This is a genomic window from Acinetobacter sp. YH12200 (assembly GCF_013418175.1).
Lineage (GTDB): Bacteria > Pseudomonadota > Gammaproteobacteria > Pseudomonadales > Moraxellaceae > Acinetobacter > Acinetobacter pseudolwoffii.
On the sequence record NZ_VPCO01000004.1, the window covers coordinates 131,714 to 147,364 of the forward strand.

Sequence of the window (15,651 nt, forward strand, 5' to 3'; positions counted from 1 at the left end):
TCCAACAACCTGCTTAAGATTCAGCTTTAATCAGATAAGGCTCAATCACTTTCCAGAGTTCTGGCAGATCGGTACAGCCTTCTGAATCGATAAAATGTCCCTGATGCTTGGCACTCACCACAATCGCATCCAGACTGTCTGCCTGTTCCAGGCTAAATTCAGGCTCCACCCGATCATCGCCTTCAGAATAAATCACCACCCGTTCTGCCACCTGCTGTTTAAGCAGATCAAAATCGATCTCAGCAGCATCAATAAACGGATTGACTTCATCTAAACGACCCAAGCGGCCATTAAATCCTGCGATCAATACCAATTGCTGAATCTTTTGCTGTTTTAACTCTCTGGATAAGTAATGCAATACAGCCACAGTTCCTAGGCTATGCCCGATAAAAATACTGTCTTCATCAATCCCCTCAATCTGCTCACGCATTTGCTGGTCCCACACCTCTAGCTTGGGTGTGGTCGATGGGTCAAGTCGCAGTACTTTTAAGCTGACATTTTCCTGTTGGGCTTTTTCCTGAATCCATGGAAACCAGTTTTCTTCCGGGCTTGCAGTATAACCATGGACGATGATCACTTGAGCCATTTTAAATTTCTCTTTGTTTTGTGCTGATGTTCCTGAGTCTGCCTGATTGGATTTTTATTTTGGGTAAGTAAATGTTGTTTTGTTTAAACCGGTTTTCTGATTGATACATAATAAAAAAGGCGCATTTCGCGCCTTTTTTAAATCAGAATCTTATTTCTTGTCATTGCCGCCGAACAGTGGACCCATGCCACCGCCGCCGCCAAACTGTTTCTGCAAACCACCGAGTGATTTCATCATTTTTGCCATACCTGACGGATTGGCAAATTTCTTCATCATCTTGGCCATTTGCGCATGTTGTTTAATCAACTTGTTGACTTCCGCCACTTCCATACCACAACCTGCTGCGATACGTTTTTTACGGCTTGGGTTCATCAAGTCTGGATTACGGCGCTCTTTGATGGTCATCGACTGGATAATTGCTTCCATTTTCTTGACCTGCTTTTCAGGATTGGCCTGGGCCAACGCATCTTGCAGACCGGCATTGCTCATGCCAGGAAGTTTGTCCAGGAAGCCCATCATGCCGCCCATCTTGTTCATCTGCTCAAACTGCATCAGCATATCTTCAAAGTTGAAGCTGCCGCCTTTTTGCAGTTTTTTCGCCATTTTTTCGGCTTTTTCTTTGTCGACCTTACGCTCAAGTTCTTCGACCAAAGAAAGGACGTCACCCATACCCAAAATACGCTGCGCGATACGTTCAGGATGGAATGGCTCCAAGGCATCAAGCTTTTCGCCCATACCCAAGAATTTGATTGGCTTACCGGTAATGGCACGTACAGACAATGCTGCACCACCGCGTGCATCACCATCGGTTTTGGTCAGGATCACACCGGTTAAAGGCAAGGCATCATTAAAGGCTTTGGCCGTATTCGCCGCATCCTGACCGGTCATGGCATCGACCACGAACAGGGTTTCAGTCGGGTTAATCGCCGCATGCAGCTCTTTAATTTCGTCCATCATGTCATTATCGACATGTAAACGACCGGCAGTATCGACAATTAACACATCAGCAAACTGGATTTTTGCCTGTTCAATCGCACGATTTACAATCGTAATCGGTTTTTCGTCTGCGCTAGATTCCAGGAAAATCGCACCGACTTCGCCTGCAACCGTTTGTAGTTGCTTGATCGCTGCGGGACGATAGACGTCGGCAGAAACCATTGCCACTTTTTTCTTTTGACGTTCTTGTAAAAAGCGTGCCAATTTTGCTGCAGTGGTGGTTTTACCTGCACCTTGCAGACCTGCCAGCAGGACAACGACCGGTGGTTTTGCGGCAAGGTCAAGGCTTTCATTGGCCGCGCCCATCATTTTGGTCAATTCGTCATGAACGATTTTGACAAAAGCCTGTCCAGGAGATAACTGAGTCATCACTTCCTGGCCCAATGCCTCTTCCTTAACTTTCGCGATGAATTCACGAGTTACAGGTAACGCAACATCGGCCTCAAGAAGCGCCATACGCACTTCACGTAACGTATCTTTAATATTGTCTTCGGTTAGCTGCCCTGAGCCAGTAACATTTCTTAAACTCTGCGTGAGTCGTTCTGTTAAGGTATCAAACATTGCAAAATCCGCTTAAAATAGCCATGAGCAAAAAATTGTTTCTTAAAATAGAAAATTTATGCATAGAATGCTATAGGATACTGTAGTTCGCAGCGAATTTATATAAATGAATATTCATCACCCTTAAAAAGGTTTGACATGGTTAGCCTCCCCTTGGTTTATACGATCTTAGCATTAGTCGCTTATACCGCTTCCTTCTGGTATCTGTTCATTCATTTAATGTCTAAACGTGCTCCTAATCAATGGTTTGTTTCGCTAACTGCCCTGCTTGGACTGGGCTTACATGCGCTGGTTTTATATGGCGATATGCACACCCCGCTTGGCATTAATTATGATGTCTTTGCCCTGTTTTCCTTTACCTCTGGTCTGATGCTGTTACTCAGCATTATTTACAGTACTTATCGTCCAATTATTGCCCTGAATCTGATCGGGATTCCAGTGGCTGCCACGGGTTTAATTCTCGGCTTTGTCTTTACCCAGCCTGCAAAAATCATCGCACAAAACTCTTTGGGTCTGGATATTCATATTATCCTGTCTTTATCTGCTTATGCCGTATTGCTCATGGCGACCATTCAGGCCGTGATTTTGCGACTGCAGGATCGTGAACTCAAAAAGAAACAGAAACGCCGGGTCTGGGTCAGTTTATTACCTTCTTATCAGGACATGGAATCACTGCTGTTTGATATGCTGATGACCGGTTTTGTTTTACTTACCCTCGCTTTAGGCTTTGGCTTTTTTACCATCGACAATTTCTTTGCCCAGCATCTGGCACATAAAACAGCGTTCAGTATTATTTCCTGGCTGGTTTATGGTTCACTATTAATCGGACACTGGAAGTTTGGCTGGCGTGGCCAGAAAGCCGTGCGCTTTACCCTACTCGGTTTTGGTTTGCTGGCACTGGGTTTTATTGGTTCTAAATTCGTGCTGGAAATGATCTTGGGGCGATAATTCTGAGCCTTGAAATATTCAATTCATTGTTCAATGAAAAGGCTTTAGCTTGAGTATTCTTTAAAGGATTATACGCCCCGCACGCACTGATAATGGCCAGCGAATCACTCTAGGCAATTCTGGATCTTCCCATTCTGGCAATAAGGCATCTGCCAGTACATTCAGTGGATTATGTCCGAGTGCTTGAGTTGCTGCTTTCACGGCTGACCAGGTACTCATATAAACAATCAGCTGATAAAAATTCCACTCCACCTCAAGCATAAGTGGTGAAATTGAAATTTCCTGAAATGGAAATGGTAGATTTTTATATCCTTCATCTACATGGCGACCATTCAGGCCGTGATCTTGCGGCTTCAGGATCGTGAGCTCAAAAAGAAGCAAAAACGCCGGGTCTGGGTCAGTTTATTACCTTCTTATCAGGACATGGAATCATTGCTCTTTGATATGCTGATGACCGGTTTTGTTTTACTTACGCTCGCTTTAAGCTTTGGCTTTTTCACCATCGATAATTTCTTCGCCCAACATCTGGCACATAAAACTGCGTTCAGTATTATTTCCTGGCTGGTTTACGGTTCACTATTAATCGGACACTGGAAGTTTGGCTGGCGTGGCCAGAAAGCCGTGCGCTTTACACTTTTAGGTTTTGGTCTGCTGGCACTGGGTTTTATTGGTTCTAAATTCGTGCTGGAAATGATTTTGGTACGTTAACATACGCTAACCTAAAGCCCACACTACGTTTGAGTGCCGTCATCAAAATGTCATATTCAAAAATTATGGTTAAAGTGCATTAAAAATACACCAAGGATCATGATGATAAAATTACTTTCAGGTTTAGCACTACTTTGTTTATCCAGCGCAAGTTTCGCAGATTATCACTGTCACGGTAGCATTAAAGATCGCACGATTGATGACAATGTCAGTATCAGCCAAAACTGTCAGATTGATAATGCCACCATTAAAGGCAATGTCATGTTATATCAGGGTGCTCAAGCAGTAATTTCAAATACTGCGATTGATGGCAATCTGGAATCGAAAGGACGTTTTAGCTCGGTTCTGGCACAACATAATCGGATTGACGGCAATATCCAGCTAGAAGGCGGTCAGACGATTCAGCTCACTGCCAATCAGGTAGAGGGTGACATCCAGCTGAAAAAGAATACCCAAAAAATTACTGTAAATGACAATGTGGTTGACGGTAATTTGCAATGCGAATCCAACCGCATTCAACCGATCGGTGGCAATAACCGGGTCAATGGTGACAAAGAAGGTCAATGTCGCCGTTTATAATTTTTATAAATGAAATAAAAAACTTGGCTGATACGATCATCAGCCAAGTGCTAAATTAATGATTCTTTTTAATTTGATATTCCGCATCAAAGGCCTGATAGTTCAGGCGATCTGCTGAATCTTCAGACAATGGTTCAACTTCCTGCATCGAAGAAAGACAGCGTTCTGTCAGCTGAATATATTCCTGCGTTCCCTTGCTTTTCCAGGCAATTTCTTTGGCGTCCAAAGGACGGATGACCCGCGCCGGACTACCCAGCACTAATGAGTTTTCTGGAATCTGGGATTTGGCCTTGACCATACTATTGGCACCAATAATGGTATTTTCACCAATCTCGGCTTCATCCAGAATCACGCTGTTCATGCCCACCAGTACATTTTTGCGAATGATACAGCCATGTAAAATCGCGCCATGTCCGATATGGCCATATTCTTCAACCAGCGTAATACTGCCGGGAAAGCCATGAATGGTACAGGAATCCTGAACATTGGCATTTCTCTGGATGTGAATCCCGCCAAAGTCAGCTCTCAAGGTGGCAAAAGGCCCGATATATACGCCCTCTTCAATCACCACATCCCCAATCAAGACGGCTTGTGGATGTACATAAGCGCGAGGGCTGACCACAGGAATCACACCATCAATGGCATAACACGGCATTATTTTATTCCTTTAAAAATGCAGAATTAGATTAACTGACGGCTTCTAGTCGCAAACCGCCAAAACGTTTATAAAATTGTGGATGTACCGGCGGCATCGAACCTTCCGAAGTCCGCGCGATTTCTATAAAGAATTCATCACCTGCTGCAACCACAGTTTGATATAAATTGCTGCTCAGATTACGGGCATTCAGGGAAAGCCAGTTAGATGGCAATAACTCAAAAGGCAGATTCGGATCTTTTAATAAAATCCGGCGGAATTGATGAATCAGCAAAATACGCAACTGAAATGCCTGTAGCGGATCTAGCTCATCTTCCTGTTCCACCAGATGAAAAAATTCCCGAAAATCGGTGATAAATTTTTCATAACGCTGATGTAATTCCTGCACCGGCCAGTTGGTAGCAACCATGCGCTTCACAGTTGGATAAGATTCCTGCCAGAGCTGTAAGGTTTCGGCTTTAAACACCACCACCTGATCGGTCATTTTCAAATTCAGCAGCAGGTTTTGCAGTTTCTGGTGGTCACAGCCCGGATAGGCCATAACATTGGTGGCGATATTGGCAAAGCCCAGCCATTCCAGTTCTTTTTTCAGAATCAGTTTATTGTCCAGTTCCACTGAACTGAGCAGCACCAGATCCCATTTCTGATCCCATTCCTGATGGCTAAAACTGTAAATCTTTTGGTCAGCCATAATAAAACGCTGGCGGCTGCTTTCGGTGACACGGTAATAACTGGTGCGGCCAATTTTCTCCGAGAACAGCCAGCCATTTTGTACCAGACGAAATACAGCAGTTCTTACTGAACGTTCATTAAAGCCGAAGACATCCATGAGCTGGATCAGGCTGGCCAGACTGATAATGCCACCGCGATGAAAAATACAGTCACCGAAGATGGTCATGATTAATGAGGTTCCGCTGAGTGCTTCATTTTGAATAAAGTCATCAATGATTTGTTTTAATTTCGGATTCATTACGCTTAACTTTACCTTGTAGAAACTGGATGATAGACCATTTAGTCATCATCCAGTAGGACTTCATGCAGACTTGCGGATATCGAAAACGCGCTGTGCCTTGCCTTCAGAACGTGGCAGACTGCCTTCTGGCAAAACTTCGACACTGACACTGATACCAACCATGGTTTTAATCTGGCTTTTTAGCTGAGTTGCCAGCTGGTGCGCCATAATATCACTGCTATCTTTACGCATTTCGGTACGGATATGCAATGTATCCAGATGGCCTTGTTTACAAATCTGGATCTGATAGTTCGGAATCAGTTGCTGGATCTGTAAAATCTGCTCTTCAATCTGCGACGGAAACACATTCACTCCACGGATAATCATCATGTCATCACTGCGGCCAACAATCTTGTCCATACGGCGCATGGTACGTGCCGTGCCAGGCAATAAACGGGTCAGATCACGGGTACGGTAACGGATCACCGGCATACCTTCTTTGGTAATGGTGGTGAAGACCAGCTCGCCCAATTCACCATCCGGCAGGACTTCACCGGTTTCAGGATGGATAATTTCCGGATAAAAATGATCTTCCCAAATGGTTGGGCCATCTTTGGATTCCAGACACTCCATGGCGACGCCCGGGCCCATCACTTCTGACAGGCCATAAATATCCAAGGCATCAATGCCGAGACGCTCTTCAATTTCCTTGCGCATTTCATTGGTCCATGGCTCTGCACCAAAGACGCCGGTTTTAATCGAGCAGTTTTTGGCTGTACCAAATTTCTTTTCAAGCGCTTCAATAATATTCAGGCAATAAGATGGCGTAACCATTAATGCCGTCGGCTTAAAATCATGAATCAGTTGCGCCTGTTTATCGGTTTGTCCGCCAGACATTGGGATCACAGTTGCACCCAAGCGTTCAACGCCATAATGCGCACCTAGACCACCAGTAAACAGGCCATAACCATAAGACACCTGAATGATATCTTTACTGCTCAAGCCGGCTGCGCGTAATGAACGTGCCACCACGTCTGACCAGACATTAATATCATTCTGGGTATAACCGACCACGGTCGGCTGACCGGTGGTGCCAGAAGAGGCGTGCACACGTACAATCTGTTCCTGTGGTACAGCGAACATGCCAAACGGATAGTTATCGCGTAAATCCTGTTTGGTGGTAAACGGGAATTTGGCCAGGTCTTCCAGAAAATTAAAATCATCCGGATGCACACCCGCATCATCAAATTTCTTTTTATAAACAGGGCTATTCTGATAGGCATGCTGCAGGGTCTTTTTCATCCGCTGTAGCTGGACACTGCGTAACTCATCAACCGATACTTTTTCAATTTTTTCCATTGCATTGTTATTCATATTCTTACTCCTGACGCAGTCTTCCTGACCACGGTTTAATTCATTGATTGAATGATGTGTTTAATCCATATTTTCTAAAACCAGTGCAACACCTTGACCGACACCGACACACATCGTGCACAGTGCATATTTGCCTTGACGGCGTTTCAGTTCATGCATAGCGGTAATCACCAGACGGGTGCCACTCATACCCAGTGGATGACCCAAAGCGATGGCACCGCCATTCGGGTTGATTCTTGCATCATCGTCTTGCAGGCCCAATTCCCGAATCACAGCCAGTGACTGTGCTGCGAATGCTTCATTCAGCTCAATCACGTCCATCTGTTCCAGGCTGAGTCCGGTTTGTTTCAAGACTTTCTGTACCGCTGGCACTGGGCCAATGCCCATATATTTGGCTTCAACACCGGCACTGGCCATCCCGATCACTTTGGCTTTCGGGCGCAAACCATACTGCTCGGAAAATTGCTGATTGCCGAGCAATACGCAAGCCGCACCATCATTGACACCCGAAGCATTGCCGGCGGTGACCGAACCGCCTTCTTTACGAAATGGGGTTTTTAAGGCGGCCAGATTGTCCAGTGTCGTCTCTGCGCGCGGGTGCTCGTCCTGGGAAATGGTCAGGATGGTTTTCTTTGGCCCTTTAACCTCTACCGGCAGAATTTCTTCGGCAAAAATACCTTCTTGCTGTGCTACTGCGGTTTTCTGCTGGCTGCGATAGGCAAACAGGTCCTGATCTGCGCGACTGATCTGATACTTTTCAGCAACGTTTTCGGCTGTTTCCGGCATGCTGTCAACGCCAAACTGGGCTTTAAATTTTGGGTTGATAAAACGCCAACCAATAGTCGTGTCATAAATTTCTGGAGTACGGCTAAATGCTGAGGTCGGTTTAGACTGCACAAAAGGCGCACGGCTCATGGATTCTACCCCACCCGCCAAAATAAATTGTGCTTCACCCGATTTGATGGCACGTGCGGCAAGTCCAATCGCATCCAGACCTGAGGCGCATAAACGGTTCACGGTAAGTGCGGGAACAGATTCAGGCAGTCCTGCAAGTAAAGCCGCCATACGCGCAACGTTACGGTTATCTTCACCGGCCTGATTGGCACAGCCCAAGATCACTTCATCCAGTTTTGCCCATGGCAATGCCGGATGCTGCTCTTTCAGATATTGAATCGGTAGCGCTGCCAGATCATCAGCACGGATACTGCTCAGCCCACCGGCATAGCGTCCGATCGGGGTACGAACTCCATCAAAAATATAAACCTGTTCCATGATTTTTCCTTTTAGCCAGCCACGCGTAATGGGTGCTGCTGAGTTTGCTGTGCCTGTCCCTGCACCGCTTTCTTTGCTAAATATATACTAGTTCTATAGCGATCTTCACCATAAATACGATACATATTTTCTAAAATTTGTAAAATTGTGTAATACCCAATTTTATCTGCCCATTCGAATGGACCACAAGGATAATTCACTCCATATTTCATAGCAGAATCAATATCTTGCTCTGATGCAATATCATGCAATACTGCTTCACAGGCTTCATTCACCAGCATGGCAATACTACGTATAACATAAAGACCTGGATGATCTTTAGACCAAATAGGTATCACATTCATACCTAGGAGGAATAGCTCTACTACCTGGCGCTGTTCTTCACTACAAGCGGGTGATGCAACTACCGGAATCGCTTGAGCATTGGCCCAATCTGCATGCCAGTCCATCAACACCACAGGCTCATGCGGATAGGTAAGTTCAACCGATTCGCCGAGCGATAATCGCAGGGAAAGATCTCCAATCAGGATTTCATTCTGTTCTGCTGCCTGAAAACTCAGTTCCAGATGAGAGGCCTGTTTTAAACGTGCAATCAGTGCTGATGAATGCAGCCATTCACCTTTTACCGTGACTTTGAGCTTATTCAGCGACTTGGCATAACACACTGGTAATTCGTACGCAGGTGCAGGCTTGGACTGTGTGTAATTATAAAAACCTTGACCGGACTTGCGGCCATAACAGCCCGCATCGACCAACTCTTTTTGAATCAAGGATGGGCGGTAGCGTGGCTCATAGAAAAATTCCTGATAGACACTTTGCGTGACCGAGAAATTTACATCCTGTCCAATCAGGTCTGTGAGTTCACACGGTCCCATGGCAAAACGGCCACATTCGCGCATGATGTAATCGAGCTGTTCCGGTGTGCTGGCATCTTCCTGTAAGGCGCGAAAGGCTTCGGCATAATACGGTCGTGCAACACGATTGACGATAAAACCGGGAGTCGATTTGGCCCGTACCGGAACTTTGTTCCAAGATGCCATCAGAGCAAATACTGCATCGGCAATGGCGGCTGAGGTTTTCAGTCCACGGATAATCTCGACCAGCTTCATGATTGGCGCGGGATTAAAGAAATGCAGCCCAATTACCCGCTCTGGATGCGGAATCGCCGAGGCAATCGCGGTAATGGAAATCGATGAGGTATTGGAAGCAAAAATCGTCTGTTCCGGGCAAATGGCAGCCAGCTGTTGAAACAGATTTTGTTTCACTTCTTTCTTTTCGACAATGGCTTCAATAATCAAGCCCGCATCGACCAACTGTTGAATATCTTCGGCCACGATCAGATTGGCGAAGGTACTCTCCAGCAATTGCTGGGTCATTTTGCCATTCTGTACCCGCTTGCTGAGCTGCGCCTTTAAAGCAGTTAAGGCACTCTGAACTTTGCTGCTGTCGAGGTCAAACACATAGGTCGGATGCCCGTGCATGGCTGCCAGTTGCGCAATGCCAATCCCCATGGTTCCCGCACCCACCACAGCAACTTTGACGTGTTCCAAATTGATCTGCTGCATGATTTAGCATCCTTTATATTCAGGTGTACGCTTCTGCATAAAGGCTTGTACACCTTCTTTATAATCACTTGAACGTCCAGCCAGACGTTGCAGGTCACGTTCCAGAATGAGCTGCTGATCCAGATTATTGTCGGCTGCGGCATGAATGGCTTTTTTGATTAGTGACAGGCCATAAGTCGGCTGCTTGGCCAAATGCTCGGCCAGTTTTTTCGCTTCCACTTGCAGTTGCTCATCTTCAACCACCTGCCAGATCATGCCCAGTTGTGCTGCGCGCTCAGCCGGAATTTTATCGCCGAGCATCGCTAAGCCCATCGCCTGGGCACGCCCGACCAGACGCGGCAAGAACCAGGTGCCGCCTGAATCTGGTACTAAACCTAGACGACAAAAGGCCTGAATAAAGGAAGCCGATTTTGCAGCAACTACAATGTCACAGGCCAGTGCAATATTGGCACCGGCCCCTGCCGCCACACCATTCACCGCACAAATTACCGGTTTTGGCATTTCAGTAATCAGTTTGATTAAAGGGTTGTAGTATTTTTCAATTGACAGGCCTAAGTCCGGTGCATCAGCATTCGGATCGACCACACGATCATTTAGATCCTGGCCGGCACAGAAACCACGGCCTTCAGCTGAAATCACCACGGCACGAATCTGGCTGTCTTTGGCCCAGGCCTTGATGACCTTGGAGACTTCCTGATGCATGGTTTCATTAAAGCTGTTGAGCTGTTTCGGACGGTTAAAGGTCAGGTAGCCCACTGCATTTTTTTCTTCGACAATAATTGTTTGATATTCCATTACACACCTCTAAATTCTGGTTTTCTTTTTTGTAAAAATGCATTGATGCCTTCTTGGCGATCTTGGGTCGCCGCCAGCCAGACAAAATGCTGACGTTCCAATTTCAGTCCCTGACTTAATGTCACTTCATGAATCGACTTTAAAGATTGCTTGATGGCGCGAATGGCCAGCGGTGCCTGCTTGGCAATTTTTTCCGCTAGTTCCAGTGCGTATTGCACGGTCAGTCCTGTCGGACAAACCTGACTGCTCATGCCATGTTGCAATGCGGTCTGTGCCGAAATCATTTCACCGGTCATGGCCCAGCGCATCGTTAATTGCTGACCGACCAGACGGGCAAGGCGCTGTGTTCCACCGGCGCCCGGCAACATGCCTAAACCAATTTCAGGCAAGGCAAACTGGGCATTGTCGCCAGTTAAAATCATGTCACCATGTAGAGCCAGTTCAAACCCTGCACCAAAGGCATAACCATTCACCGCCATGATTACAGGCTTGGAAAATTCATCAATTTTTTTCCAAAGCAGTGGCCGCTGATCCTGCTGGATGCTGACCACATCTAACTGCGCCAATTCATTTAAATCAGCACCGGCAGCAAAGCATTGCGTATTTCCGGTAATGACCACGGCTTTCACGGCAGCATCTGCTTCCAAGTCCTGTAAACAAGCTGCAATACCTTGCAAGGTCGCATTATTTAGGGCATTGCGCTTTTCCGGGCGATTCAGCTCAATCAGGACTACGCCGGGTTTTGGTGAGCTGGTTTTAATATAGGTCATCCTTGAACTCCTGCTGTGCTCAGTGCTGTAAATTCAGCTGTTATTCATCAAAACTCAGACGTACATTGGCCGTGGTTGGACGTGCCTGACAACTGAGCACATAGCCTTTCTGGATTTCATCTTCTTCCAGACTGTAATTCACCGCCATTTCAACCTGGCCCTCTAACACCTTACATTTACAGGTGGCACAAACACCGCCCTTACAGGCATAAGGCAGATCGGCTCCGGCACGTAGCGCAGCATCTAAAATACTGTCATCCTGTTTGGAGACTTCAACAATCAGCTCGCGACCATCGAGGATGATATTGACGCGTTCTTCGCTGCGACTTTCAATCTGCTGGGCGGTTGCTTTCGGTGCAGTACCCGTATTGAAGCGTTCAGTGTGAATCTTGCTGCGTTGAATGCCCCAAGTCGGTAATACCGTTTCGACCGCCGCCATCATTTCTTCAGGACCACAGGCAAAACAGTGATCTGTGTCGGCTGAAATCAGATTGGCCTGAAACAGCTGCTGCAATTTATCCGCATTGATACGACCGTTAAAGATTTCGCTGTCATTCAGTTCACGTGAAAAAATATTTACCAGTTGCAGACGTTCCTTAAAACGGTCTTTCAAGTCCATGATCTGTTCAGAAAACATGGTCTGTTTCCAGGAACGGTTGCCATATACCAAGGTAAATGTGGCTTCTGCTTGACGGTTTAGCACCGATTTTACAATCGATAAAATTGGCGTAATGCCACTGCCTGCTGCAAACCCTAGATAATTCTGGCCACCGGCCTTGGCTGCTTTTTGAAAGAACACCCCTTGCGGTGGCATGACTTCCAGTACATCGCCCGCTTTGAGATGCGCATTGGCCCAGGTCGAGAACTGACCTTGATCAATTTTTTTAATCGCAATACTCATGTCTTCCTGAGTATCACTACAAATCGAATAGCAACGGCGCAGCTCGCCATCATCACTTAAATAGCGAATGGTCAGGTGTTGACCCGGCTGATATTGAAAAGCATCCATCTGCTCAGGCGCGAGATCAAAAGCAATACAGATTGCCTGCTCGGTTTGTGGCTGAATCGATTTAATGGTTAATGGGATAAATTGGCTCATGGCAAAATCCTTCTTTTAGGTGGCGGTGTTCAGGCTTGTTATTGGTTTACCCTGCCCACCGCGCAATCGTTACAATCAAATACATTTGAAATAGTCAAAAGTTTCTAAGCAGTCCCGACATTGATATAAAGCTTTACAGGCGGTCGAACCGAATTCACTTAATAGTTTGCTGTTGTTACTTAAGCACTGTGGACAGGTGATGCCATCGGTCAATGCCACATGCGTACCACAGCTATGTGACTGGCCTTGCGGCGGGGCAATACCATATTGCTGTAATTTGTGTTTGCCCGATTCACTCATCCAGTCCGTGGTCCAGGCTTCAGACAGATCGACAATGACTTTGACCGGCGTCAAACCGTTGGCCTCGAAAGTCTGGGTAATTTCTGCTTTTAATACATCCGTGGCCGGACAGCCGCTGTAGGTCGGCGTGAGTCGCACCACAATTTCATCCTGCTGATTCAGCTCGACGCCACGAATCATGCCCAGATCAATCACTGACAATACCGGAATCTCTGGATCAGAAACCTGTTGCAAAACGTCCCAACATTGATCTTCTACGTGTCGAATCAGATTCATGCGACTCACTCCCTGTGATTGTGCCGAATTACCAGTTCATGTTTGGATAAGAGCGCTGCATATATTGCAGTTCAGCCAAAATAAAACCGAGATGTTCTGTATGTAAACCCTGTTTAGCCCCACTACGATAAGCGCCCAGCTCTGGCAGGCTTAATTCAAATCGGGCTAATTCGGCTGTAATTGTTTCTAGCCACTGGACTTTTAAATTTTCAATATCTGGAAGGACACCACTATTGACCAGCTGTTTTTCATCTGCAGTCAATACAAAAAGTTCCTCAGTAAAACGCCATAACTGGTTTAAACCTTGCTGAGTTTTTTCATGCGCTTCAGCTGTACCTAGACTTAGGCGTTCCATCCAGGTGGTGGAAAAACGCTGGTGATATTTCACTTCTTTGAGTGACTTTACTGCAAAGGCAGCCAACTCCGGATGCTGACTTTGACTTAAGGCACTAAACAATAAAGCATGATAGTGACCCATCAGCCACTGACGCACCAGAGTCTGGGCAAAGTCACCATTCGGCTGTTCACACAGCAGTAAATTACGATAGTCACGTTCGTTTCGGAAATAAGCCAGCTTGTCTTCATCACGGCCCTGTCCTTCCACTTCACCTGCCAGACTGAGGGCAGTACGTGCCTGACCCAATAAATCCAGTCCGATATTGGCCAAGGCAATATCTAGTTCCAGTTCAGGGGCATGGCCACACCATTCTGCCAAACGATGCGACAACACCAGTTGACTGTCGCCCACATGTAAAAGAAATTCTGCCAATACTTGATTTGTCATAATCTTCACCTTTCCCTTTACATGTGCTCGATGCCAGCTGGAATGTTATAAAAGGTTGGATGGCGATAGACCTTGTCCAAAGCCGGTTCAAAAAATTCTGCTTTTTCATCTGGCTGGGAAGAGGTAATCAATTCAGATTTCACCACCCAGATACTGATCCCTTCATTGCGGCGGGTATACACATCGCGGGCATTTTGTAGTGCGACCTCCTCATCTGGCGCACGCAGGCTGCCAACATGACGGTGACTCAGACCCTGTTTACTACGCACAAACACTTCATAAAGTGACCAGTTGTTTTTGTTATTCATGAGCAAATTTCCCTATATTGATCAAACTGTTTTAAGCAACTTTTTGTGCTGCTGACTGTTGCTGCTGTTTTTGCGCATAGACTGCTGCTGAATCACGTACCCACTTACCGCCTTCCCAAGCTTTGCGGCGTGCTTCAATACGCTCATGGTTACACGGTCCCTTGCCTGCAAGAATCGCAAAGAACTCATCCCAATTGATTTCACCAAATTCATAATGTCCGGTTGCTTCATTGAATTTAAGGTCTGGATCGGGAACGGTTAAACCCAGCTGCAAGACTTGCGATACAGTGTTATCGACAAATTTCTGACGTAAATCATCGTTGCTGAATAATTTAATTTTCCACTGCATGCTTTGTGCACTATTCGGTGAATTATCATCACTTGGACCAAACATCATCAGTGCCGGCCACCAGAAACGGTTCACCGCATCCTGTGCCATCTGCTTTTGTTCCGGCGTACCATTGGCCAATTCCATCATGGCTTCAAAGCCCTGACGCTGATGAAAACTCTCTTCCTTACAAACGCGCACCATGGCACGGGCATAAGGACCGTAAGACGTACGGCACAGCGCAACCTGATTGACAATAGCCGCACCATCCACCAGCCAGCCAATCGCTGCAACATCGGCCCAGCTCAGGGTTGGATAGTTAAAAATTGAGGAATATTTCATGCGACCGGCAATCAGTTTATCCATCATGTCGTCACGATCGGCACCCAGGGTTTCTGCAGCACTGTACAGATACAAAGCATGACCGGCTTCATCCTGAACTTTTGCCATCAGCACGGCTTTACGTTTTAAAGTCGGTGCACGGGTAATCCAGTTGCCTTCCGGCAACATGCCCACCACTTCAGAGTGTGCATGCTGACCAATCTGACGAATTAAAGTTTTACGATAAGCCTCCGGCATCCAGTCCTTCGGCTCGATGGAAATATCCTTTTCAATCTTTTGATCAAAGATTTGTTGTTGATTATTCATTGTTCCCTCACTTATCCCAAGTGTTGATACACTCAAATTAAAACGATACAAAATTAAAATCAATATCTATTTATTGGTATCATTTAATTTTTATTGCTTATTTTTAATAAATGATTGTTTTATATAGTTTAATATTTTTTATTTTAT

16 protein-coding genes and 2 pseudogenes are annotated in these 15,651 nt (G+C 46.1%); 3 read left to right on the plus strand and 15 right to left on the minus strand.

From position 1 onward, the window contains the following. Positions 1-13: 13 nt before the first annotated feature. Together FTU90_RS03815 and ffh are read right to left on the minus strand one after the other, a co-directional pair. On the minus strand, positions 14-586 hold the full coding sequence (locus FTU90_RS03815) for an alpha/beta hydrolase (protein WP_005095930.1): 573 nt from the start codon (positions 584-586) through the stop codon (positions 14-16). Positions 587-736: 150 nt separating this feature from the next. Then, a complete protein-coding gene (ffh, locus tag FTU90_RS03820) occupies positions 737-2,143 on the minus strand; it encodes a signal recognition particle protein (protein ID WP_005095929.1) in 1,407 nt (468 codons plus the stop codon). 138 nt (positions 2,144-2,281) lie between these two features. Here ffh and FTU90_RS03825 point away from each other — a divergent pair, with 138 nt between their 5' ends. Beyond that, positions 2,282-3,091, plus strand: coding sequence for an inner membrane protein YpjD (locus tag FTU90_RS03825; RefSeq protein ID WP_005095927.1), 810 nt, complete (start codon positions 2,282-2,284; stop codon positions 3,089-3,091). A gap of 60 nt (positions 3,092-3,151) precedes the next feature. Here FTU90_RS03825 and FTU90_RS03830 read toward each other — a convergent pair. After that, positions 3,152-3,418, minus strand: a pseudogene (locus FTU90_RS03830) (class I SAM-dependent methyltransferase); the annotation flags it as partial. On the opposite strand from FTU90_RS03830, the pseudogene FTU90_RS03835 reads away from it, so the two are divergent. Continuing rightward, a pseudogene (locus tag FTU90_RS03835) lies at positions 3,407-3,799 on the plus strand (inner membrane protein YpjD); the annotation flags it as partial. The pseudogenes FTU90_RS03830 and FTU90_RS03835 sit on opposite strands and share 12 nt — an antisense overlap. A 102-nt stretch (positions 3,800-3,901) precedes the next feature. Beyond that, positions 3,902-4,378, plus strand: coding sequence for a hypothetical protein (locus FTU90_RS03840; protein WP_005095921.1), 477 nt, complete (start codon positions 3,902-3,904; stop codon positions 4,376-4,378). A 55-nt stretch (positions 4,379-4,433) separates the two neighbouring features. Here the strand turns inward: FTU90_RS03840 and FTU90_RS03845 are convergent, their stop codons facing one another. The 12 genes from FTU90_RS03845 to paaA form a co-directional block, all read right to left on the minus strand. Then, positions 4,434-5,033, minus strand: a complete 600-nt coding sequence (locus tag FTU90_RS03845; protein WP_159138561.1) for a DapH/DapD/GlmU-related protein — start codon at positions 5,031-5,033, stop codon at positions 4,434-4,436. A 31-nt stretch (positions 5,034-5,064) separates the two neighbouring features. After that, complete coding sequence (locus FTU90_RS03850; RefSeq protein ID WP_159138560.1) at positions 5,065-6,003, minus strand: PaaX family transcriptional regulator C-terminal domain-containing protein; 939 nt, start codon at positions 6,001-6,003, stop codon at positions 5,065-5,067. A 63-nt stretch (positions 6,004-6,066) separates the two neighbouring features. After that, positions 6,067-7,359, minus strand: a complete 1,293-nt coding sequence (paaK, locus tag FTU90_RS03855; protein WP_180071960.1) for a phenylacetate--CoA ligase PaaK — start codon at positions 7,357-7,359, stop codon at positions 6,067-6,069. 60 nt (positions 7,360-7,419) lie between these two features. Continuing rightward, positions 7,420-8,631, minus strand: a complete 1,212-nt coding sequence (pcaF, locus tag FTU90_RS03860) for a 3-oxoadipyl-CoA thiolase (protein ID WP_180071961.1) — start codon at positions 8,629-8,631, stop codon at positions 7,420-7,422. An 11-nt stretch (positions 8,632-8,642) separates the two neighbouring features. Continuing rightward, positions 8,643-10,196, minus strand: coding sequence for a 3-hydroxyacyl-CoA dehydrogenase (locus FTU90_RS03865; RefSeq protein WP_159138557.1), 1,554 nt, complete (start codon positions 10,194-10,196; stop codon positions 8,643-8,645). Positions 10,197-10,199: 3 nt separating this feature from the next. Continuing rightward, positions 10,200-10,991, minus strand: coding sequence for a 2-(1,2-epoxy-1,2-dihydrophenyl)acetyl-CoA isomerase PaaG (gene paaG, locus FTU90_RS03870; protein ID WP_159138556.1), 792 nt, complete (start codon positions 10,989-10,991; stop codon positions 10,200-10,202). Next, complete coding sequence (locus FTU90_RS03875; RefSeq protein WP_100355538.1) at positions 10,991-11,761, minus strand: enoyl-CoA hydratase-related protein; 771 nt, start codon at positions 11,759-11,761, stop codon at positions 10,991-10,993. The genes paaG and FTU90_RS03875 overlap by 1 nt, the downstream gene beginning before the upstream one ends. Before the next feature lie 40 nt (positions 11,762-11,801). Further along, the gene (locus FTU90_RS03880) at positions 11,802-12,860 is read right to left on the minus strand and encodes a 2Fe-2S iron-sulfur cluster-binding protein (RefSeq protein WP_159138555.1); all 1,059 of its coding nucleotides are present in this window, start codon (positions 12,858-12,860) and stop codon (positions 11,802-11,804) included. 75 nt (positions 12,861-12,935) lie between these two features. Continuing rightward, a complete protein-coding gene (gene paaD, locus FTU90_RS03885) occupies positions 12,936-13,436 on the minus strand; it encodes a 1,2-phenylacetyl-CoA epoxidase subunit PaaD (RefSeq protein WP_005172460.1) in 501 nt (166 codons plus the stop codon). 28 nt (positions 13,437-13,464) lie between these two features. Further along, on the minus strand, positions 13,465-14,220 hold the full coding sequence (paaC, locus tag FTU90_RS03890) for a 1,2-phenylacetyl-CoA epoxidase subunit PaaC (RefSeq protein WP_159138554.1): 756 nt from the start codon (positions 14,218-14,220) through the stop codon (positions 13,465-13,467). 17 nt (positions 14,221-14,237) lie between these two features. Then, positions 14,238-14,528 (minus strand): 1,2-phenylacetyl-CoA epoxidase subunit PaaB, encoded by a 291-nt coding sequence (gene paaB / locus FTU90_RS03895; RefSeq protein WP_004279183.1) that lies wholly within the window; start codon positions 14,526-14,528, stop codon positions 14,238-14,240. Between the two features lie 31 nt (positions 14,529-14,559). Then, a complete protein-coding gene (gene paaA / locus FTU90_RS03900) occupies positions 14,560-15,504 on the minus strand; it encodes a 1,2-phenylacetyl-CoA epoxidase subunit PaaA (RefSeq protein ID WP_005095897.1) in 945 nt (314 codons plus the stop codon). Between the last annotated feature and the right edge of the window lie 147 nt (positions 15,505-15,651).